Annotated in this window: 12 protein-coding genes; 7 read left to right on the forward strand and 5 right to left on the reverse strand. The window is 70.5% G+C overall.

Annotated elements, in window-relative coordinates:
- Positions 1-6: 6 nt before the first annotated feature.
- From ACLJRM_RS09255 to ACLJRM_RS09285, 7 genes are read left to right on the forward strand one after another with little or no spacing between them, the layout of a single operon-like run.
- Entirely contained in the window at positions 7-7,233 is a 7,227-nt protein-coding gene (locus ACLJRM_RS09255) for a toxin glutamine deamidase domain-containing protein (RefSeq protein ID WP_410662859.1), read from the forward strand.
- Entirely contained in the window at positions 7,230-7,685 is a 456-nt protein-coding gene (locus tag ACLJRM_RS09260) for a hypothetical protein (RefSeq protein WP_101611553.1), read from the forward strand. Before ACLJRM_RS09255 ends, ACLJRM_RS09260 begins: the two co-directional genes overlap by 4 nt.
- Before the next feature lie 5 nt (positions 7,686-7,690).
- A complete protein-coding gene (locus ACLJRM_RS09265; protein WP_410662860.1) occupies positions 7,691-9,160 on the forward strand; it encodes a TNT domain-containing protein in 1,470 nt (489 codons plus the stop codon).
- The gene (locus ACLJRM_RS09270) at positions 9,161-11,407 is read left to right on the forward strand and encodes an ADP-ribosylglycohydrolase family protein (RefSeq protein WP_101611555.1); all 2,247 of its coding nucleotides are present in this window, start codon (positions 9,161-9,163) and stop codon (positions 11,405-11,407) included.
- A 16-nt stretch (positions 11,408-11,423) separates the two neighbouring features.
- On the forward strand, positions 11,424-13,445 hold the full coding sequence (locus ACLJRM_RS09275) for a YrhB domain-containing protein (RefSeq protein WP_410662767.1): 2,022 nt from the start codon (positions 11,424-11,426) through the stop codon (positions 13,443-13,445).
- Between the two features lie 4 nt (positions 13,446-13,449).
- Positions 13,450-14,538, forward strand: coding sequence for an ADP-ribosylglycohydrolase family protein (locus ACLJRM_RS09280; protein WP_101611556.1), 1,089 nt, complete (start codon positions 13,450-13,452; stop codon positions 14,536-14,538).
- A 40-nt stretch (positions 14,539-14,578) separates the two neighbouring features.
- Positions 14,579-16,507, forward strand: coding sequence for a TNT domain-containing protein (locus ACLJRM_RS09285; RefSeq protein ID WP_410662768.1), 1,929 nt, complete (start codon positions 14,579-14,581; stop codon positions 16,505-16,507).
- Between the two features lie 24 nt (positions 16,508-16,531).
- Here ACLJRM_RS09285 and ACLJRM_RS09290 read toward each other — a convergent pair whose 3' ends face one another.
- The 5 genes from ACLJRM_RS09290 to ACLJRM_RS09310 all read right to left on the reverse strand — a co-directional run bounded on the left by ACLJRM_RS09290 (position 16,532) and on the right by ACLJRM_RS09310 (position 22,029).
- Positions 16,532-17,518, reverse strand: a complete 987-nt coding sequence (locus ACLJRM_RS09290; protein ID WP_410662769.1) for an LLM class flavin-dependent oxidoreductase — start codon at positions 17,516-17,518, stop codon at positions 16,532-16,534.
- Between the two features lie 19 nt (positions 17,519-17,537).
- Complete coding sequence (locus ACLJRM_RS09295; protein ID WP_101611559.1) at positions 17,538-18,389, reverse strand: class I SAM-dependent methyltransferase; 852 nt, start codon at positions 18,387-18,389, stop codon at positions 17,538-17,540.
- A gap of 16 nt (positions 18,390-18,405) precedes the next feature.
- A complete protein-coding gene (locus ACLJRM_RS09300) occupies positions 18,406-19,713 on the reverse strand; it encodes an ATP-binding protein (protein WP_101611560.1) in 1,308 nt (435 codons plus the stop codon).
- A 79-nt stretch (positions 19,714-19,792) separates the two neighbouring features.
- The gene (locus tag ACLJRM_RS09305; protein WP_101611561.1) at positions 19,793-20,596 is read right to left on the reverse strand and encodes a DUF4241 domain-containing protein; all 804 of its coding nucleotides are present in this window, start codon (positions 20,594-20,596) and stop codon (positions 19,793-19,795) included.
- A gap of 11 nt (positions 20,597-20,607) precedes the next feature.
- Positions 20,608-22,029 carry a CCA tRNA nucleotidyltransferase gene (locus ACLJRM_RS09310; RefSeq protein ID WP_410662770.1) on the reverse strand — a complete coding sequence of 474 codons (1,422 nt, stop codon included), beginning with the start codon at positions 22,027-22,029 and terminating at the stop codon, positions 20,608-20,610.
- Positions 22,030-22,125 lie beyond the last annotated feature (96 nt).

Here is a 22,125-nt window from a genome sequence, read left to right on the forward strand (position 1 = left end):
GTGGGTATGGAGATGCCCGACGCGGTCAAGTGGCTCTTGCCGATCGTCGTCGGGGAAAGCTGGCCCGAAGGCGACGAGGACAAGCTCCGCGAACTGCGCGACGCCTGGCACAACGCTTCGAAGGCCGTCCAGCCGATCGCCGACACCGCGACCAAGGGCGCCACCGAGGTCCTCGGCGGCTGGACCGGCGAGGGCGCGGAGAAGTTCGCCGAGGCCTGGAAGAAGTTCGTCGAGGGCGACGAGGCGTACTTCAAGTCGCTCGCCGATTCGTCGAAGGCTCTCGGCGACTCGTGCAACGCGACCGCGCTGGACGTCGAGTACACGAAGTACATGATCATCATCTCGCTGGTGATCCTCGCCGCGCAGATCGTCGCGATGATCGCGGCCGCCGCGGTGACGTTCGGTGGCTCGACGGCCGGGATCGCGCCGGCGCAGATCGCCACCCGCATGACCGTCCAGATGATCTTCCGCCAGCTGATGCAGAAGCTCGCGCAGGAAGGCTTCAAGAAGGTCGCGAAGGAACTCCTCGAGAAGCTTCTCAAAGAGGGCCTGAAGAAGATCGGCAAAGAGGTCCTGCAGAACACGGCGATGAACCTCGCCATGGACGCGGGCATCCAGGGCCTGCAGATGGCCAAGGGCGACCGCGACAGCTGGGACTTGAGCAAGACCAAGGATTCCGCGATCAGCGGTGCCGTCGACGGCGTCGTCGGCGCGGGCAGCAGCAGTATCGGCAAGGGCGCCACCAAGGGACTTTCCGACAGCGTCGGCGGCCAGATCGTCGACAGCGCGGCGCGGGGTGCCGTGCGCGGCGCGGCCGAAGGGGTCGCCAGCACGGTCGGGCAGGCCGCCGTCACCGGTGACCTGGACAAGCTTTCGGCCAAGGACGTCCTGATGGGCGCTTCCGGCGGGGCCGTCGGCGGTGGTGTCGACGGGGCGAAGAGCCAGATCGGCGACATCCGCACCGCGAACACGCCCGGTGCCACGCCGGACGTCGACGGTCCGACGACGCCGGACGTGGATTCCGGGGACTCCGGGACGCCTTCGCGCTCTCCGGACAGCTCGTCGAGCCGCGATTCGTCCTCTGATGGCGACTCCTCGTCGCGGTCCACTTCGGACGGTGACTCGTCTTCGAGCCGCGATTCGTCCTCTAGTGGCGATTCTTCGTCGCGGGGTTCGTCCGAGCCGTCGTCCGGGTCGTCCGGTTCGCAGTCGCAGTCGCGGGCGGACGGCGGGAACCAGGCGCCTCAGCAGGCCTCACAGCAGCACACGCCGAGTTCGGAGAACGGCCCGCAGCGGGCGCCGGACAGCGACCGGGTCAGCCAGTCGTCGACGCAGGCTCCGGAACGTCCGGCGGACGCCCCGGCGAACACCGGCGACGGTCAGCGCGCGGCGCAGCCCCACCAGAACGCACCGGCCGCGGACAACGGCGCCGGTTCCGGTCAGCAACAGCAGGCCGCGGCGGCGAACCAGCAGCAGGCACCCGCGGCGGCGGCACAAGCACCGGCGCAGACACCAGCACAAACTCCGTCGCAGACACCAGCGGCGGGTCCGGCGCAGACACCGGCGGCCGCGTCCCAGACATCGGCGGCGAGTCCGACGCAGACCCCGGCGTCGAGCCCGGCTCCCAGTCCCTCGCAGGGACCGGCGCCGAGCCCCTCGCAGTCCAGTGGGATGCCGCCGGCCGCCTCCTCGGGCTCGACCGGTGGGGCGTCTTCCGGCGGGTACGGCATGGCGCCGAACCAGGGTTCGAGCCCGGGCGGCCACGGCATGGCGCCCGGCGGCAACCCACCGGGCAACGGGCCCGCACCGGGCGGTTTCCCGCCGGGCGGGCACGATCCGTCCCGGCCTCCCCGGCCGAACGACAGCGTCCAGGCCGCCGGTCTGTCCGGCAACGGCGGACCGCAGCAGCCGCGCTTCGACCAGCCGCCCGCCCAGATGCCCTTCCAGGGCCAGCCGATGCAGCAGCAACCGCCGCCGGGCGGTTTCCCGCCTCCGCCGCCTCCCGGTGGTGGTCAGGGACCCATGCCGCCTCGTGGGCAGCAGGGTCCGATGGGACCGCGTCCCACCGGGCCGCCGCCTCCCCAGCACCCGGGTCAAGGCGGATATCCGCAGCAGCGTCCTCAGCAACCGCCGCCCCAAGGCCCTCGGCCGCCGCAGGGCCCGCAGGCCTATCAGGGCAGGCCGGGCCCCGGCGGGGTTCCGCCGCGTCCGCAGACGCCTCCGCCCGGTCCGCCTCCGGGCAACCGCGGCCCGGCGGGCCACCCGCCGCCCCCGCCGCGGCCCCAGCATCCGGGCAACGGCCCGTTCCAGGGCAATCGCGGTCCCGTGCCGCCGCCCCCGCCCGGGCATCACCCTGGCCAGCACCCCGGACAGCCCCGGCACCCCGGTCCGCAGCCCGGCCGCCCGATGCCGCCCGGCGCCGAGCCGCCGCGGTTCGGTGGCCAGCAGCCGCCACGTCCGCCGCAGGTCCCGGCGCCGCGCCCCGGTCAGGACGCGAACCCGGGTCCGCAGCAGCAGCGCCCGCCGCAGCAGGCCGAGCCCGTCCGCCCGGCGGAGCAGGCACCCGTACCGCCGAAGGAACCCGCGACCCAGTCGTACCAGGGGAAACTCGACGACGACGCCGACCTGCCCAAGGACACCGAGACTCCGCACGAGACCGAGGCGCCCCAGGACGTCACGCCCGACGACAAGACTTCGGACGACATCGGTTCCACGATCGACGAGCCGTACCTGACGGATCCGAAATTCCACACGGACGACCCGGCGGCGTACCGCGCGCTCGCCGAAACGCAGATCGACAAGCGTGGTTTCGACGCCGAGACCGGGGAGTCGCGGGCCGAGCAGGTCCGTCGTGAAGCACTCGACAAGCGTCAGGCGCACGAAGACCCACGCGTCAAGAACATGTCGGATCAGGGCGCGTACGCGGTGCACAGCTACACGCGGACCGACATGGCCGAGCGGATCACGCACGCCCAGCGTCACGGTGGTCCGGAGCTCGACGCGCTCAGGCCGCACATCGAGGCGATCACCTCCGGCCTCAACGAGATGCCCGCGTACGAGGGTGTCGTCTCGCGGCGGGTGAACTTCCACGGCAACGAAAGCGCGATCCAGGGCTTCCTCGCGGCGCACGCCGCGGGGAACGTCATCGTCGACCCGCAAATGCTGAGCACGTCACGGGTCACGCCCGAACATCCGCGCAGCACGTTCCCCGGCGAAGTCGAGATGCGCATCCAGTCGAAGACCGGACGCCACATCGAGGACCTCGCGTCGATCAAGGACGAGCGCGAAGTGCTGATGAAGTCGGCGACGCAGCTGCGTGTCACCGACGTCAAACCGGGGCCGGGGCATCCCGAGCACCCCGAATACGCGGCGCGGGTCGCGGACGGCACGGCGGGCAACCAGCCGAAGTGGATCGTCGAATGCGAAGAGGTCGCCGCCGGGGACGACGGCCACCTGACCCCGGACCAGGTCCAGCAGAAGGTCGCCGAGCGGCGCGAGTTCAACAACGCCGAGCAGGAACGGCTGGCTCAGGAAGAGGCCGACCGCGACCGACAGCTGCGCCGCGATCACCCGGAACTGTTCCAGAACAAGGGTTTCGCCAGCCTCGACACCAAGATCTCCGACGGCAAGGGCGGCTGGATCGACGCCGCCGACGCCCCGGTCCGCGACGTTCCCAAGCCGAGGGAACACGTTCCCGACGGCGGCTGGTCCGAGCTGGCGAAGCCGCTCGACGAGGGCGGGACGCCGGTCATCCACGCCGGTTCGACCGAGACGCCGCATCAGCAGGTCCGGCTGGTCATGGACGAGCTTCCCGCGATCGGCGAGGCCAACACGCGCAACTACTACGCGCCCGAGTCGTGGAAGGACGGCTTCCAGACCAACTCGGCCGAGGCGCTGGTCGCGTTCGAGAACCGGATGGACGGTGGCGACGCGGTCGCCGGTCCGTCGACCGGCGGATCGCCGCTGCAGCACGTCAGCGAGCGGCTCGGCGGGCAGTGGTCGGATCGGAACGGCTTCGGCGACATCGCCCGTGAGCTGGGCGAACGTCCGGTGGGCGCGCGGACCGCGGTGGCGTTCGAGCATCACGCCGCGGCCGATCCGAACGCGCCGGCGGGCTCGCCGCGATCCATGGACCGGATCGAGACGCGGATCGTCGCCGCGGTGAACACGCCGCACGGCGTGGTCTTCGCCGACCCGATGACCGGGCGGCTCGCGACGCTGCCCGACGACCCGACGTCGATCAAGGCGATGCCGATGGGCGGCGGCGACGCTCCGCACGCGCACACGCCGGAAGCACCGGAGACGACGCACACCGAGACGCCCACCGACAAGACTGACGAGCCCGACAAGACCGGCGACACCGAAACGCCCGTCCAGGAGCAGGCGCCCAAGACCGAACTCGACATCAGCGAGCGGCTCCGGGGTCCTGAAGAGACGCCGTCACGACTCGACGAGAGCTACCTCGGCGACGACGACTTCCGCGGTACGCCGGAGGATCACCAGAGCCTCCGTGACCGCTACGACAGCACCGACCTCGCCGAGCAGGCCCGCGAAAAGGCGCTCAAGCGGCTCGAAGCCAGCCCGCTGAAGGACCGCGTCTCGCCTGAGGCCGCGGAAGCGATCTACTCGTACTCGCGCGAACACGCCTACGCGATCAACGAGGCGAACCGCCGGGGTGAGTCGCACCCCGACTTCGAGAACGCCCAGCGGAGCACCCGGGCGATCGTCGGCGCGCTCAACGAGCTGCCGGACTTCCACGGCGAAGCCATCCGCGGCATCGACACCAAGGGCGACCAGCGGGCCGCCGCGATCATGGCCGCGCACTACGAACCCGGTCAGACCGTCCCCGAGCCGACGATGACCAGCGCCACCATCAAGACGTCGCCCGACACGAAGTCGAAGTTCGGCGAAGACGTCGAGATCCACATCGTCTCGAAGACGGGCAAGGACGTCTCGTCGCTCGCCGAGAACGCGGGCGAGAACGAGTCCATCAACAAGCCGGCGACCCAGCTTTACGTGCACAGCAAGGAGTTCAAGACTCCGCCGCTGGTCGATCGGCCGAAGTGGGTCATCCACGCCGAAGAGGTCACTCCCGGCGACCCGCGCTATCTCGACCCCGACACCGCCAAGCAGAAGATGGACGAGCGGCGGGCCCGGCACGCCGCGGAGGCGCCCGAACTGGCGCGCCTCGCCCAGGAACGCTCGATGGCGCGCCTCGGCGGCTTCGACGAACCGCAGACCCCGCACCTCACCACGGAAAACCCTGCGGAGCACGGGGTCGCGGACGCGGACAAGGGACCCGAGTACGGCGAACAGCCCGCTCAGGACCACTCCGACGGCGACCAGACCGCCGAGCTTCCCGCCCCGGAGCGGGACTACTCGTCGATGGCGGTCGCGACGAACCCGCCGAGCGAACCGGCGATCCACGCCGGTACGGCGAGCCCCGAGCAGCAGGCCGCCTACCTCGCGGACCGGCACCCGAGGCTCGGCGAGGTCAACCCGCACTTCAACGACCCCGACGCGCTGGCGAATGGCTACCGGTCCAACTGCACCCGGACCCCGGGCGCGTACATGGACCGGTTGAACGGCATCGACTCGACGGCCGATCCGCTGCTCGTGCACGAGATGGACGGCCGCGGCACGCTGGAGCACGTCGAACAGCGCTTCGGCGGCCAGTTCTCGGACCGGGCCGACTACGACACGGTCATCCGCGAGATGCGGGACATGCCGACCGATCACCACGCGGTCGTGGCGGTGAAGTACCTCGACGAGAACGGCGTCGAGCGGGGCCACGTCGCCATGGTGGCGAACACCCGTGACGGCGTCGCGTTCATCGATCCGCAGTCCGGTGCGCTGATGAACCTGCCGCATCCGCCGCTGGGCGTGCGGCTGATGCACGTCGGCGTCCCGGAGGGCCCGGCCGCGCACCACACCGACGGCCACACCACGCAGACCGACACCGCTTCGGCGCGGCCCGTCGACCCGCGGATCGCGTTCGCGCGACCGGATCAGCCGGTGGACCCGCGCATCGCGTTCGCCAGGGAAGACACGCCTGACGTGCAGCCGTCGCGGATCGGCCCGGACGGCCGCCCGATCGTGACGCCGCCGCGCGACGGGGGCTACGGCATGGCGCACGACAACACGGGCGACGTGGACCCGGCGGTCCGCGCCGAGGTCGAGCGATTCCTGAACGACCCCGAAATCTCGACCGCGCTGGACCGGCTGGATCCGGAAAAGGACCGGGCCAAGCACGTCGACGAGGACGGCGTCACCCACGACCTCGGCCCGATGCGGGACTTCATCGCCGAGCAGCTGCCCCGGCATCCCGAGCTCATGCACCTGCTGCAGGACCCCGCGAACGCGTACCTCGCCGAGTCGCTCCTGCACAACCCGGTCACCATCGGCAGCCTGCTCCAGCATCCGGAAGCGATCCCGATGCTCGAAGACGCGATCCGCGAAGCGCATTCGAGCGACTATCGGCTGATCGACGACGTGGAGCAGGCAGGCCCCGGCGAGACTCCGCTGACCCCGGAACAGCGGGAGCTCGCGCAGGCAGCGGCCGAAGTGGCGGCCGGTGTCGATCCGAGCGAGCGGGTCCACGCCGGTTTCCCGGACGAACACGTGGGCGACGAACCCCGGATCCGGGAGTTCCTGCGGCGGGAAGCGGCCGCGTGGCCCGAAAACCAGGGGAGGCTCAACCGGATCGTCGCCGAGATCGCCGGGGACAACGACGGCACGGCGGGCGCGCGGACCGAACCGAAGAAGGAAGGCCGAGCGATGGCCAAGATCGCCAAGTACGGGGGCGACGCCTCCCGTCTGGTCGATCTGGTCGGCGCGAAGATCCAGTTCAAGACGGTCGCCGACGCCTACAACGCGTTGAACGCGGTCATGGCGCATCCGGATCTCAAGATCGTCAAATTCGAGGACCGGTTCGCGAATCCGCAGGCGAGCGGTTACCGCGACCTGCAGATGAACGTCCGGCTGCCGAACGGGCACGTCGCCGAACTGCGGCTGCACCTGGAGAGCATCGACGACGTCGCCGTGTTCGAGCACGCGCTGTACGAGGTCCGCCGGGACTTCCCGACCTACAACCGGGCGGCGGACGAGGCGAGCGAAGGCAGGCTGACCAGGGAACAGGCACAGCTGGAAGCCGCGTTGATCAACCAGGTGCGGGTGAAGTTCATGGAAGGCCTGCGGCTGGGGCTGCCGAAGCCCCCGGAGGAGAGCGCGTGATCGAGACACCGGCCTACTTCACCTACTACGCGCAGACCTACCGGGTCGAGGCGACGCCGGACGGCGGCCTCACCGGGTATCTCCTCAACCTGCGCACCGGCGAGTTCGAGGAGGATCCGAGTCACGTCCGCGAGGTCCTTCGCGCGATGGCGAGTTCGGACATCAGCAAGGTGTCCGAGCAGAAGTTCGTGCAGGAGACCGAGTTCGCCCGCGCGCGCTACCTGAAAGGTGAGGGGGCGGCCTTCGCGCTCTACGAGACCATCGATGGTCTGTACGCGCAGGCCAAGCGGGAAGAGCGCGGGATGCAGCCACAGGAAGTCGCCTTGATCCAGTCGCTCCGCAAGCGCACCTTCAAGCTGTGGGAGGACGAGCTGGCGCGCCGCGCCGCCGGTGAGCCGCCGTCGTTCCGGGCGGAACCGCGCTTCCCGAAGTACGAACCTCCGGCGGAATGATTCACGTGGAACAGCTCACTTCGGAACAACAGCGCGGGCTGCTGATCCAGATCGGCAGGCTCATCCTGGCGGGGATCACCGACCCCGCCCACGCCGCGGCCGTCGATTTCCGGCAGGCCGGAGAGCACACCGAGATCGAGGGCCACAACCTCACGCCCGCGCCCGAGCTGAACGAGCTCTTCGGCCGCCTTCGCGCCGGGATGTACGACACCGGCCGGGGGACCTGGTTGCAGTCGAGGTTCACGCTCAAACCCGACGGCACCTTCGACTTCGACTTCACCCTCGACGACGAACCGGCGTGGACCAAGGCACCGGCGTCTTCGGCGTACCCGGACGAGCTGGCCACGTTCCCGCGCGAGGACGAGCACGTCCCGGACTGGTGGCGGTTGCGCGCGCAGCTGCCGTTGCGCGTCGAGTTCCGGCATGCCCGGATCGTCGACGCCTACACCGAGGGCAAGCCGCCGGTGGTGGACAGACCGGAGCTGGACGAGTCCGAAGCGCCGCTGGTCGCGCAGTATCTCGAGCGCGAACCGGCGATCCTTTCGGGCAGCGGTCTCGGGAAGGACATCTTCGAGCCGGACGCCGACGGCGACGTCCCGGAGAGCTACCACACCGACGGCACCTGGATCTGGCACGCGTCCGTGCCGCACTACCTGCGGAAATACGGGATCCCGCCGGAACCGGAGCTGGTCGCGCACATCCGGGGCCAGCGGTTCCAGCCGCCGTACGTCGAGCACCTCGTACGGCGGACGGCGGAGGCGGACCTGCTCGGCAAGCCGAGGCCGAAACCGGGCCGCTCCGACGTCAAGAAGACCGAGGGCGACATCGCCGCGGAGCTGGAGACGTCGCCGAATCCGTCGCTGGCCGACGAAGAACTCCTGGTCGTGCTGGTCAGCAGGCTCGGCGAGCACGCCGTCTGGCCCGAGGCGTACCGCATCGGCGACCGCGCCGACGGCGCCTGGTGCCTCAACTTCACCGAGAAGGGCTGGGAGGTCGCCGCGTACTCGGGCGGCGTCCCGGTGTCGCCGAAGTACTTCGACAAGCTCGAAGACGCGGCGCATCAGCTCCTCGGCGCCGTCCTGCTGCATCCGGCGAGGATGACGGCCGGACACGAAACACCGTTGGAGACCGCGAAGGAACTCGCCGACTGGCCGGTGCAGGCGGCGGCGGGTGAGCCTCCCCTCACCTTGCTCCGCAACAAGCGCGTCAGCCGGATGGTCGCCGGTACGGTCGTACTGCGGTTCGGCGAGGAAACCGGCAATCTGGTTCATCACGGAGGGGTACGGTTCGCCACGACGTCCCTGCCGCTGGAACGGGAGCGCGCCGGTGGGACCTATCGGCTGCGCCGCCCGCTCCACGTGATCACCGGAGTCACCGTCCCTTGGGCGAACATGCCTGGTGGGGCGGTGGCCTACGTGCTCCCGAGGACCATCGCCGAGCACGTGTCCGACGGCAGCCTGGAGAGGATCGAGTAGGTGGAATCGGCGGAAGCGGTAGCCAAGGTCGAAGAGTGGCTGCGCGCGGTCCACGGTCCGGACGTGTCCGCACCGGGCGGCGCCGGCCTGCGCGTGCACCACGAAAAGGTCCTGCGCATCCCCGAGGGCTGGTCGGTCCCCTACAACACGATCGCCTTCCTCGACGAGGGTCATGCCGAGAAGGAGATCTTCCCGCCGCCGTCGGTGATCGTCCGCGAGCCGGACGGCGAGCTGCGCCAGGCGCATCCGCAGCCCGGCGGGCTCAGCGTCCCGGTCGCGTTCCCCGGTCAGGAGGCGTGGCGCGAGGTCGTCGACCCCGAATACGCCAAAGCCGGGCTCGGTGACCTCGGGGTCCCGCCCGCGGTGGTCGCGGGCTGGGTCCAGGTCAACGCGGACGGCGTGCAGACCGGGCAGGAACGGGAGAACCCCGAATACAAGGCCGGTCCGGTCCGCCGCGGTTACCCGAAGCCGGAGAACAAGCTCGAAACGCTGCTGTCGTTCGCCAGCGTCGGCTGGCTGACCAGGGAACAGCTGCTCATCGGGCTGCTGCGCTGCGAGGTCTACGTCCCGCTGGACCTGGCGTCGGGCAAGACGGAACGCTTCTACTTCAACGAGGAACGCGCCGAGCTGAGGGTGTTCAGCTCGTCCAGGAACCTCCCGTCCCGCGAGCACGGGTACTGGAAGGTCGACATCGCCACGCTGGCCGGGTACGAGAGCCCGCCGAACCTCGTGATCAACGGCGGGCCCGCGACGTTCGAGGACGTCGGCGGCGCGGAACTCGCCGGGACCGCGGCCAAGTTCCCGCGCCGGGACACCCCGGTCGACGTCAACGAACGCTGCCCGGAAGCGGATCCGGAACTGGAGACCCTCGCCGCCGAAACCGCCGCGAAGATGGGCCTGCCCGAACCGGTGAAGCCGCCGCTGCCCGCCGCCGAACGTGCCCGCCGCCGCGGCTTCGAACTGACCGTCGAGGAATGCCAGAAGACCGTCCTCGGCCAGTCGTGGTTGGCGGCGCTCAAGCGGCCGGAACCGCCGCGCGGCCGTCCGAACGACCTGCGGGCGAACGGGCTGGCCCCGAGCTACGACAACGAAGGGCAGATCCAGCCGCGCCTGGACACCTTCGGCAAGTACTTCGAGCGAGACCGCTCCAGCTCGCGCTACGGCTGGCAGCGCGTCACGGGCGCCTTCGTGGGCTTCGCGCTCGGCGAGGCGCTCGGGGCGGCCGTCGACCGGATGCGGCTCGACGAGATCCACGGCACCTACGGCCCGGACGGGGTCACCGACCTGCCGGTCGCGTTCGATCTGCCCGGCCGGATCGGGCCGCTCACCCAGCGGCTGCTGTTCTACACCGAGGCGGTGATCCGCAGCCCGCATCGCGAGCAGCCGGAGAACCGCAGTGCGGAACAGGCGCTCGGGACGGTCGCCCGAAACTCGCTGATGCGCTGGCTGCACACCCAGGGCGCACCGCTGGACAACGCCGACGGCTGGCTGGTGAAGGTGCCGGAGCTCCGCGTCCGCCGCACCCCCGACGACGCCGAACTGAACGCGTACCACGCGCTGGCGACCATCTCGCCGACAGCGATGCCGCTGAGCGGGCCGGACGCGCTGGTCGCGGCGCTGCCGGCGGCGATGACCGCGGCCGGGCCCGGCACCGCGATGAGCGGCGGGGTCCGCCAGGCGGTGCGCGACCTCGTTTCGGTCACCCATCCCGGGGAGATCGACGTCGAGGCGGCGACCTACCTGACCTGGCTGTTCGAACCCGCGCTGACCTCGGAGGCGTTCAGCTACCCGATCTGGAACACCTCCCGCGAGATCTTCACCGAGCAGAACCCGCACCAGCGGGGGCCGGTCTGGGCGGATCTCAAGGCGATGGTCGCGGAATCGGTGCCGTTCTTCGGCAAACACGGCCTGCCCGATCTGCGCGTCCCGGAACTGATCGGCGACGGCAAGGGCACGCTTTCGGTGCTGGGCCGCGCGTTCGCGGCGCTGTCCGGTTTCGAGAACTACCCGGAGCAGGCGCTGCTACGGGCGGTCAACCACTCGGGCCGCAGCGCCATCACCGGCGCGATCGCCGGTGCGCTGCTCGGCGCCCGCACCGGCATTCCCGGTCTGCCGCAGAAGTGGGTCGAGCAGCTGGAACTGCGGTACCTGGTGGAGAACATCGCGACGGACGCGTTCTGGCACTTCGACCGCCATTCGGCGCTGCACGAGGTCGACGGCTGGGCCCAGCGGTATCCGCGCTGGTGAATCTGGAATGGGGACGATGAACGAAGAGGAAGCCGTCAGCCGCGTCGAGGAGTGGCTGACGGGCCGAGGTGGGGAGGGGACCGGCGCGCTGCGGGTCCGCCGCGAGTACGTCGTGCGCGCGACCGACGGCTGGAACGTCACCTACAACTCCGTCGGCTGGCTCGACGGGACCGACCCCGGCGCCGGGCTGTTCCCCAGCCCGGTCGCCTTCGTGCCGGACGACGGCGGGGAAATCCGGCTCGACCTGGAGCTGATGGCGGTTTCGGCGGCGGGCGGCGACGGCGACGACGACGCGTTCACCCGCTGGGTCGAGGTCGTCGATCCCGAGTTCGATCCGGCCGTGGTGCCCGGTCTGCCCGTCCCGAAGGCCGCGATCCTGCGCTGGGACCAGCACACGCTGTACGGCGAGCCGACCGGCGCCGTCCGCGCGAATCCGGATCACCGGCCGGGGCCGCGGTTCTCCGGGCGGCCGAAGCCGGAGAGCGAGGTCGAGACGCTTCTCGGCTACCTCCGCGTCGAATGGATCACGCCGGAAGAGTTCGTCCACTGGATGCTCGATCTCGACGTGCTCGCCCCGGCGAAGGACGGCCACCTGCAGGTCCGCGACTTCGGTGACGCGGGCGCGAGGTTCGTCGTCTACACCTCCGAGGCGCAGATCCCGTCCGAGTACACGATGTGGCAGCGGATCCAGCCCCGTGTGCTCCTGCGACGCGCCAAGGACACTCCCGGGGTCGGCCTCCTGGTCAACCCGGGCAGGCCCGAGACCTTCAACGTCTACCCGGAGACGCTGCGGCAGGTCGCCGACCTCGAACTCCCGAAGGGCACCGAGCGCCCCGAATCCGTCGGGCGCCCCGCCTACTTCAGCGGGGAGTACGACGGCGCCGCCGTCGCGAACCTGCGCAGCCTCGTCGACCAGGCCAGGGACAACGGCTACCCCCTGAGCGCCGACGAGCTCACCCGCTACGTCCGTGCCGCGACGCTGTCGTTCGAGCGCTCCCGGGCGAAGCACGACGGCCGTCCGCTGCCGGAACTGCCCGAAGACCTGTTCGCCAACGGCCTGGTCACGCACTTTTACGACGACGGCGAACCGCGTCCGGCCGCCTGGACGTTCGGCAAGTTCTACAACCCGACGATCCCTGTCGGCAGCTTCGCGTACCCGCGGCTTCTCGGCGCTTACGTCGGCTTCGCGCTTGGAGACGCACTCGGCTCCGGCGCGGACCCGGCGGACGGGTTGCCGCTCGGCGGGCTGACCCGGCAACTGCTGTTCCACACCGAATCGGTGATCCGCGGCCTGGATCCGACCCCGGACAAGGCCGAGATCCCGGCGTCGCTGCCCGCGGGCGGACGGCCGGACGGCTGGGTCGCCAAGGCCACCGAAGGCGCGGGCCCGGCTCCCGCCGAGTTCTCGACGATGCTGGCGACAGCGCTCGCCGCGACGGTGACCGGTGGCGTGGAAGGTCCCGCCGACAACGCCGTCTACGCGATGAAGGTGGTCCGTGAGCTGGTCGGTTCCGCGGCGGGCCACGAAGTCGTCCACGGCGCCGACCTGCTGGTGAACCTGTTCCGCGCCCAGTTGGCGGCCCGGAACGGCCAGCCCGCGGTGGCGAACTTCCTCGAAGGCTTCGACGAGTACAACGGCGAGGTCGGCGACCTGGTCAAGACCGTGCTCGACCTCAGGAACGACATCGACGGCGAAGACGTCGAACAGTTCGACAGCATCGGGGACGGCCGGACGCCGCTTTCGGTGCTGGGCAGGGCGTTGTTCGCCGCCGCCAAACGGGGCCACGACCCCGAGGCGGCACTGGCGCTGGCCGCTCGCGGCGGCTCGGTGACCGCGGCGCTGACCGGGGCGATGGTGGGTGCCAGGCTCACCGTGCCCGGTCTGCCGGAGTCGTGGCTCGCCGCGTATTCCGGCCTCGGCGTCGTCGACGGCCTGGCGGGCGACGCTTATTACTACTTCAACCGGTTCGGCCTGCCCCGCGAGCCCGAAGAGCGGCGCCGCTGGGACGCGAAGCGGTACCCACGAGGAGATCAGTAGACCAATGCGCGAGTGGCTTCACGATCCGGCGACCCGTTCGCGGCTGCGCGGCAGCCTCTTCGCCGGGGCTCTCGGCGACGCGCTCGGCGCGAAGACCGAGTTCGACTCGATCGACCGCATCCGGGAGATCGCCGGCCCCGACGGGATCACCGGCCTCATCCCCGCGTACGGCGGGCTCGGGCGGATCACCGACGACACCCAGATGACGCTGTTCACCGTCGAGGGCCTGATCAGAGCCCACCACGGCACGGTTCCGGTCGAGCAGTCGCTCCAGCTGGCCTACCAGCGCTGGCTGCACACCCAGGGCGTCTCGTGGGAACGGGCACGCGGCCCGGAGAACACGAGCACGGAACCGGACGGCTGGCTGATCACCAACCGCGAGCTGTTCAGCCGTCGCGCGCCCGGTCTCACCTGCTTCAGCGAGCTGGAGGCGTACGGCAAGACGGGCGTGCGCGCCGGCATGGACAAGCCGGTGAACAACTCGAAGGGCTGCGGCGGGGTCATGCGCGTAGCGCCCATCGCGCTGTGGTCGGACGATCTCGCCGAGGTGTTCCGGCTCGGTGCCGAGTGCGCGGCGCTGACCCACGGTCACCCGAGCGGGTATCTCTCGTCGGGGGCTTTCGCGGTGATCGTGCACGAACTGCTGCTCGGGAGACCGTTGCTCGACGCCGTCGCGATCGCCCGTGCCGAACTGGAGAAGTATCCGGGGCACGAGGAGCAGAGCGTCGCGCTGGACGAGGCGCTCGCCCTGGCCGAGAAGGGAGCCCCGACGCCGGAGAAGCTCGAGACGCTCGGACAGGGGAACATCGGCGAAACGGCGCTCTCGATGTCGGTCTACGTCGCCCTGACCACCACGGATCCGAACACCGCGCTGCTCGCGTCCGTGAACCACAGCGGGGACAGCGACTCGACCGGATCGATCTGCGGGAACCTCGTCGGCGCGATGTACGGAGAGGAAGAACTCGACACGGATTGGGTCTCGAAGCTGGAACTGTCCGGGGTGATCGGTGCGCTGGCGGACGACGCGCTCGCGGAGTTCGGCGGGAACGCGCCGGGTGACGACCGGTGGTACGCCCGCTATCCGGCCCACTAGATTTACCTCCGGTTTGGGGAACTTGGGGAGGGGACACATCGTGCGTTACCGGGTTCAAGCGGCGGAGCGGCCGGACGGCCTGTACGCCGTCTGGGGGGAAACCGTCTTCGCGGCCCAGCGGTCGACCGAAGACGGCACGCTGCTGCTCATCGCGCCGCCGGGGGAAGCGGCGCCCGAGGGCTTCGATCGTGAGTGGGACGGCCGCGCCGCCCGGGTGGTGCTGAACGGCGAGGTCGGCGCGACCTTCAGCCTGCAGACGCACGGCCGGTTCGACGACGAGCACTTCCAGATCGCGCCGCACACCGGCGGCGGCGATCTGACCCTGCGCTGGGCGGGCGAGGACGCGGCCCGCGCGGCCGAACTGGGCCTGACGGACTTCTCGACCACGGCCGCGCCGTCACGGCTGACGGCGCTGTGGCAGACCAGGCACGACTTCGTCGAGACGCCGGAAGCCCGGCCGGAGATCGGCACGGGCGACCAGCCCCCGCTGCTGCGCGCCATCGGCCGGACCCTGCTGCGGGTGCTGCCGCCGGGCTGGCAGCGCGTCGGCGCCCAGTTCCGGCAGGTCGGGGACTACGCCGAACTCGAGGTCCGCTCGGTCGGCGACGAGGGCAACGGCCCGGTTTCGGTGTCGATCGCGGCGCCGCCGGAGCTCGGCACGCTGTTCGCGCGGCTGCGCGCGGCGATGCACACCCCCGAGACCGGCACCTGGTTCCAGGGCACCTTCACGCTGGACTCGGAATCGCATTTCGACTTCGACTTCGACGCCGAACAGGAACCGACCTGGCGGCTCGCGCCGAACGAGGGCGGGAAGCCGACGCCCCGCGCGTACGCGACCGAGCTCGCGATCTTCCCGCGCGATCACAAGCACGTCCCGGCCTGGCTCGCGGCCAAGGCCGGGCTGCCGCTGGACGTGGCGTTCCGGCACGCGAAGATCGCCGACGCGCACAACGAGGGCGAACGCCCGGTCGTCAACCGGCCGCCGGTGCCGCCGGACCAGGTCCGCGGCGTGCTGGACTACCTCTTCCGCTCGCCGGTGGCGCTGTCCCGGCCGGGTCCGCAGCCCGACATCTTCACCCCGAACGGCCCGCCGGACGTGCCGAACGCGTTCCACACCGACGGCGTCTGGATCTGGCCCGCGGCCGTCCCGCACTACCTGCGCAAGTACGGGGTGCCGCCGGAGCCGGAACTGGTCGAGCACATCCGGGCCGCCGGGTTCCGGCCGCCGCTGGTCGGCGAGCTGGTGCGGGCGACCGCCGAGGCGGAGATCGTCGGCAAACCGCGGCCGCCGCAGACCGAAGCGGATCTGCCGGACGAAAGCGTCCGCACCCGCGTCGAACGTGACGGCGAGCCTGGCCGCGACATCCGCGCCGTCGAGGTGCTGGACGTCCTGTACCAGCGGCTGGCCGAGCACGGGGTCGCGCCGACGTCCTACCGGATCGGCGCCAACGCGGTCCCGGAACCGGGGCTCTGGACCCTGCGCCGCGCCGAGAACGGCTGGGAGGTCTCGCGTCCGCCGACGGACGAGCCGGTGGCGTTCGCCAAGCTCGAAGAGGCGGCGCGGTTCTTCCTCGGCACCCTGCTGCTGTATCCGGCACGGGCCACCGTGGGCGCGAGCGAGGAGGCCGACAACCCGGCCGACTGGCCGATCCTGCCGTTGCGGGGCGAGCCGCCGCTGAACTTCTTCCGCCGCAAGCGGATCGTCGTGCTGCCGGCTGGCACCACCGTGCAGCGGTTCGGGAACGAGACCGGCAACCTCGTGCACGCCGAGCCGGCGCGGTTCGTCGAGACGTCGCTGGCCGCGGACCGCGAACGGGAACACCGCCTGTACCGCGTCCTGCGGCCGCTGCGCGTGGTCACCGGGATCACCGCGCCGTGGAACGGGACGCCGGGCGGGGCCGTGGCCTACGTGCTGCCCCGGCCGATCGCCCAGCACCTCGAAACAGGCGCGCTTTCGCGGGTCCAGTGACCGTTTAGTCCTCTGGATGCGGTCCTAGAACGCCTTGGCGACGAGTTCGTAGGACCTCGCCCGCGCACCCGGGTCGTACACCGGTGTCGTCAGCATCAGCTCGTCGGCACCGGTGGCCTCGGCGAGGTTCTTCAGCGAACTCACCGCCTTCTCCGGCCCGCCGTGCGCCTGCACGGCGGTGAACTGCGCGATCAGCTCCGCCGACTCCGGCGCGAACTCGTGGGCCGCCGCCTGCCGCAAGGTCGGGAAGGCGAGATCACCACCTTCACCCTTGAGCAGGTACGACTTGATCACCGCGCACGGACCGGCGAGGTACGCCGCTTCGGCGTCCGTGTCCGCGCAGATGGTCTCGACGCAGAGGATCACGTACGGCTTCTCGCGCCACTGGGACGGCTTGAAGTTCTCCCGGTAGGCCTGCAGTACCTCGGCCGTGTTCTGCGGGCGGATGTGGTGCGCGACCGCGATCGGCAGGCCGAGCTCGGCGGCGAGCCCGGCACCGGCCGCGCTCGAACACAGCAGCCACGGTTCCGGCGTCGGCACCTCGCCGGGCAGCACCCGGATCCCGGTCTCCCCGGCCAGGTGCCGCAGCAGCTCGGCGACGTCGGCGCGGTACTCGTCGTCCGTCGCCGGATCCGCGCCCCGCCGCAGCGCGCGGATGATCTTCTCGTCGAAGGTGCCGGGACCACGCCCGACGCCGAGGTCGATCCGGCCGGGGTGCAGCGCGGAAAGCGTCGCGAACTGCTCGGCGATCGCGAGCGGGGCGTGGTTCGGCGCCATCACCCCGCCGGACCCGATCCGGATGGCCGACGTCACCGCCGCCAGATGCGCGGCCAGCACCGGCGGCGAGGACGTCGCGATGGCGGGCGAACCGTGATGCTCCGCGATCCAGACCCGGTGATATCCCAGTTCCTCCAGTTTCCCGGCGACGGCGGCCGTCGACGCGAGTACTTCGGTGGCCGCGCGGCCCTCTTCGACGACGGCGAGTTCGAGCGCGGAAAGCAAGATCCCCATGCCCCCAACGTAGCCAAACTCAGGACGCGGTGATGAGCACCGCGGGAGACCACCAGTAGTCGGCCAGCGGCTCGATCCGGATGCCGGTGAAGCCCGCTTCCTTGAGCTGCGAAGCCCAATCGGTGGCGGGCTGCTCCCAGTTCGTCCGGTCCGCGCCAGGTTTGACCAGGCCCAGCAGGATCGGCAGCAGGAATCCCTGCGCCACCAGCGACGCCTCCTTGCCGTACTCCGAGATCCCGCGTTCGTAGCGCGTGACCAGCGAAAGCAGGTACTCGTCGGAGTCTTCGTCGTACTCGGGCACGTCGAACTCGGCGAGCACCAGGCAGGCGGTGCGGGGCCTGAGCGCCCGCAGGACCTCGGTGCGCTCGGCGGTCGGGATCGACTGGAGCGCGAAGGTCGACTGCGTCAGCTGCCACTGCCTGTCGTCGTCACGGGCGAGGAACTCCTGCGCGGTGTCGTCCCAGGTATGCAGACCGTGGGTGCCGTCGAGGTGCTTGCGCGTTTCGGCGAGCAGCGCGCCCGACGGCTCGACGAGGTCGATCCGGCCCGGCTGCCGGTCCGCCTGTTCGAGGGCGGGGATGACGGCGAGCCCGTCGCCACAGCCGAGGTCGAGCAGTGAGCCGACGCTTCCGTAGCGCTTGGCGAGCATCGCGCTGAGTTGGCGGTAGAGCTTGACGTTCCCGCCGCCGCGGATGAACGCGGTGAACGCGGCGGGCTGGTCGTAGACACCTCCGCCGCCGCCTTCGGTCAGGTACCGGTGCAGTTCGATGCCGAGCGTGGATCCGGCCCGCTCGGCGAGGTCAGCTGCCTTGGCCCGGTCACCGTCGCGGTACGCGGTGAGCGCTTTGGCCAGGACGTCCGTTTTCTTCATGTTCTCCTGTTTACCGTCAGAACGGCACCCAGAGGGTGACTCTGGTGCCATTGCCCGGAGCGGACTCCACCCTGGCGGTCCCGCCGACCTCGTTCAACCGGGCGGTGATGGACTCGCTGATCCCGAAACCGGCGGGCCGGGAGTCGAGACTGAACCCGGCACCGTGATCGCGGGTGATCACCGCGACGCCGCCTTCCTGCTCTTCGACGCGCACGACGACCTTGTCCGTCCCCGCGTGCTTGAGGGTGTTGCGCAGGGACTCGCGGACGGCGTCGCGGATGGCGATCTGCCGGACCTCCGAGAGGGTGTCGTCGTCGAGTTCGGCGATCACGAGCTGGGCGCGCAGGCCGTCCCGCGCCATCTCCGCCGCCAGCGACGCCAGTTTCTCGCCCAGTGGCCGGGAGCCTGCCTCCGACCGTTCCGAAGCCTCGGTCTCGATCGTCTGCCGCAGCTCCATCGACTGCGCCCGCGCGAGCCGCTGCACCTCGGCGAGCCGCTCGGCCGGGTCTTCCTTGTTGGCCAGCGCGATCGCTTCGAGGGTCTGCAGCACGGAGTCGTGCAGCACCCGGTGCTGGCGGGCGCGTTCGGCGAGCCGTCCGTTGCGGATGCCGTACGCGAGGGCGAGCCGCGTGCCGAGCCCGATCAGCACGAGCGCTCCGGTCGCGGTGAAGAGCACGCCGAGGATCGACGGGAAGGTGGCCAGCGCGTCGCCGGGCGCGCCGTGGCCGGTGGCGAACAGGGACGCGAGCATCCGGATCGGGAAGCCGACGATGGCCAGTGCCGCGGCGGCGGGCATGCCCAGCGCCAGTGCCAGCAACGCGACCTCGCCGAGCAGATGTTTGCCGGGCACCGCCATCGCCTCGGTGAACACCGAACCCGGCACGAGCGCGCCGATGGCCAGCGGCGCGAGCAGCGTGAACACGAGGTCGACGGCCAGCAGCCGGGCCGCGTGGTGCGGCTGGAACGGCGCCGAGCGCAGCATCCAGCGGATCCCGTACAGGCTCAGCGCGACCGACCCCAGCGTCACCAGCCCGACCGGGCCGATCCCGGTCATGCCGTGCGCGGAGACGTAGACGCCGAACGCGCCGGGAACCGCGAAGAGCCGGTAGACCAGTGGGACGAGCGCGACGTAGCGGGCGGCCCGGAGCAGGAGGTTGTCGCGATGCGCCGGGTCGACGGGACCCGACATCTGCTGGATGCGCCGGAGCGCGCGGATCGGCGTCGGGTCGCCGACCTCGTCGGACAGCTCACTCGTCGCCGTGGCCAGCGCGGGCGCGCCTCGACGCAGCAACGTCACCAGAAAACTGGGCGGCCGCTTCGCCATGGATTTTCCCCCTACCAGGAGCACCGGCAGGAGTATCGCCGTTTACTCCATGTGGATCCAGAGACCAACGGTGTTTATCTCAGCTGATGACGTGGAAATCCGTGACGAACCGGGCGACATCGCCCTTCGCCGTGTAGCCGATCCAGGTCGGATAGCTGCCGTCTCCCCAGCCGGAGCCGAACGCGGAGACGTTCAGCCCGCTGACCGGATCGCGGACGAGTGCCGCCTCCGGACCGTCGAGCGCCTTGATCAGCGGACCTTCCAGGTCTTCTCCGACGAGACGGCACAGCGCCGGGACCGCGTCCGCGTCGACGAAGGCGCCGAGCCCGGCGTCGACGCCGTATCCGTAGAACTCGTTCGGCCCCAGTTTCGCCGGATCCTCGCCCTTGACCAGCGCGAGCTCCCAGCGGGTGACCGGCTCCGGCCGGATCGTCAGCCGGGCCGCCACGACCCGCAGGTGCTCGGTGGGACCCGCGATCCGGACCTTCGCCACGGAAACCGGGTACGCCCCCGGCGGCACGCGGACGACGAACGGCACCGGCGGCTCGGTGAGGTCGTTGATGGTGGTCGGGTCGCCGCCGAGCACCCGGCCGCTGGGCAGGTCGAGGGCGCCGAGTTCGACGACCTCCACGACGGCGGGTTCCTTGCCCGCCAGGACCTCACGGCCGGTCCGGAACAGCTCGTCGAATCCGTCGCGGCGCAGTGGCGGGGCGGGTTCGGCCGGCTGCGCGAAGACGACAGCCTGGACCGGCTTCGGATCGCACGAGAAGTCCTTCGGCACCGGCGCGGCGACCGGACGGCCGGAGAACACCGCGATACCCGCGCAGGTCGCGACCAGCGCCAGCACCACCAGGCCGATGGCGAGCTTCGCTCTGACCCCCATGGGTGAAGACGCTAGCCGCCGACACCGTTCTCGGCGGCCCACTTCTTCAATTCGGCGACGGCGTCGTCGTGCTCCAGCGGACCGCGGTCGAGCCGCAGTTCCTTCAGGTGCTTCCACGCCTTGCCGACGTCCGGCCCCGGCTTGAGGTCGAGGATCCGCATGATCTCCTCGCCGTTGAGGTCCGGCCGGACCCGGTCGAGGTCCTCCTGCGCCTGGATCGTTTCGATCCGCCGCTCGAGGTCGTCGTACGTCGCCTGCAGCGCGGCCGCCTTCTTCCGGTTGCGCGTGGTGCAGTCCGCGCGCACCAGCTTGTGCAGCCGGGGCAGCAGGTCACCCGCGTCGGTGACGTAGCGCCGCACCGCCGAATCGGTCCACTCGCCCTTGCCGTACCCGTGGAACCGCAGGTGCAGGAACACGAGCTGGCTGACGTCCTGAATGATCTCCTTCGAGAACTTCAGGGCACGCAAACGCTTGCGCGCCATCTTCGCGCCGACGACCTCGTGATGGTGGAAGCTCACGCCGCCGCCGGGCTGGAACTCGCGCGTCGCGGGCTTGCCGACGTCGTGCAGGAGCGCCGCGAGCCGCAGGATCAGATCCGGCTCGGACGTCGGTTCGTGCGTTTTCTCCAGGTCGATCGCCTGCGCGAGCACGGTCAGCGAGTGCTGGTAGACGTCCTTGTGCTGGTGGTGCTCGTCGATCGCCAGCCGCATCCCGGGCACCTCGGGCACCACGCGGTCGGCGAGGCGGGTGTCGACCAGCAGCTCGATACCCGGCCGGGGGTCGTCCGCCAGCAGCAGTTTCGACAGCTCGGCCTGGACGCGCTCGGCGGTGATCCGGTCGATCTCCTCGGCCATCGACGTCATCGCGTCGATCACCCGCGGCGCCGCGGTGAAGCCGAGCTGCGCGGAGAACCGCGCGGCCCGCAGCATGCGCAGCGGATCGTCGGCGAAGGACTCCTGCGGGGTCGCGGGCGTGTCGAGCACCCGGTCCCGCAACGCCTGGAGCCCGTCGTACGGGTCGACGAAGGTCTGGTTCGCCAGGTCGATCGCCATCGCGTTGACCGTGAAGTCACGGCGGAGCAGATCGCCGTCGATGCTGTCGCCGAAGGTGACCTCGGGATTGCGGCCGACGCGGTCGTAGTTGTCCGCGCGGAACGTGGTGATCTCCAGGGTCATGCCCTGTTTGGTCACGCCGACCGTGCCGAACGCGATACCGACGTCCCACACCGCGTCGCCCCAGGCACCGACGATCTTGAGCACCTGGTCCGGCCGCGCGTCGGTGGTGAAGTCGAGGTCGCTCGACAGCCTGTCGAGCATCATGTCGCGGACGCTCCCGCCGACGAGGTACAGCTTGTAACCCGCCTTGGCGAAGAGCTTCGCGAGCTCGTCCGCCAGCGGGGAGATGCGCATCAGCTCCGTCACAGCGTTCTGCATCGCAGTGCTCTTCCCCGCAATCGCCTGCCCGGCGACCACCTTGTTCACGACAATCCCACCACGATTTGGATGTACTTACCGAGACACTTACTACGA

It is taken from the genome of Amycolatopsis sp. lyj-84 (genome assembly GCF_046549075.1).
Lineage (GTDB): Bacteria > Actinomycetota > Actinomycetes > Mycobacteriales > Pseudonocardiaceae > Amycolatopsis.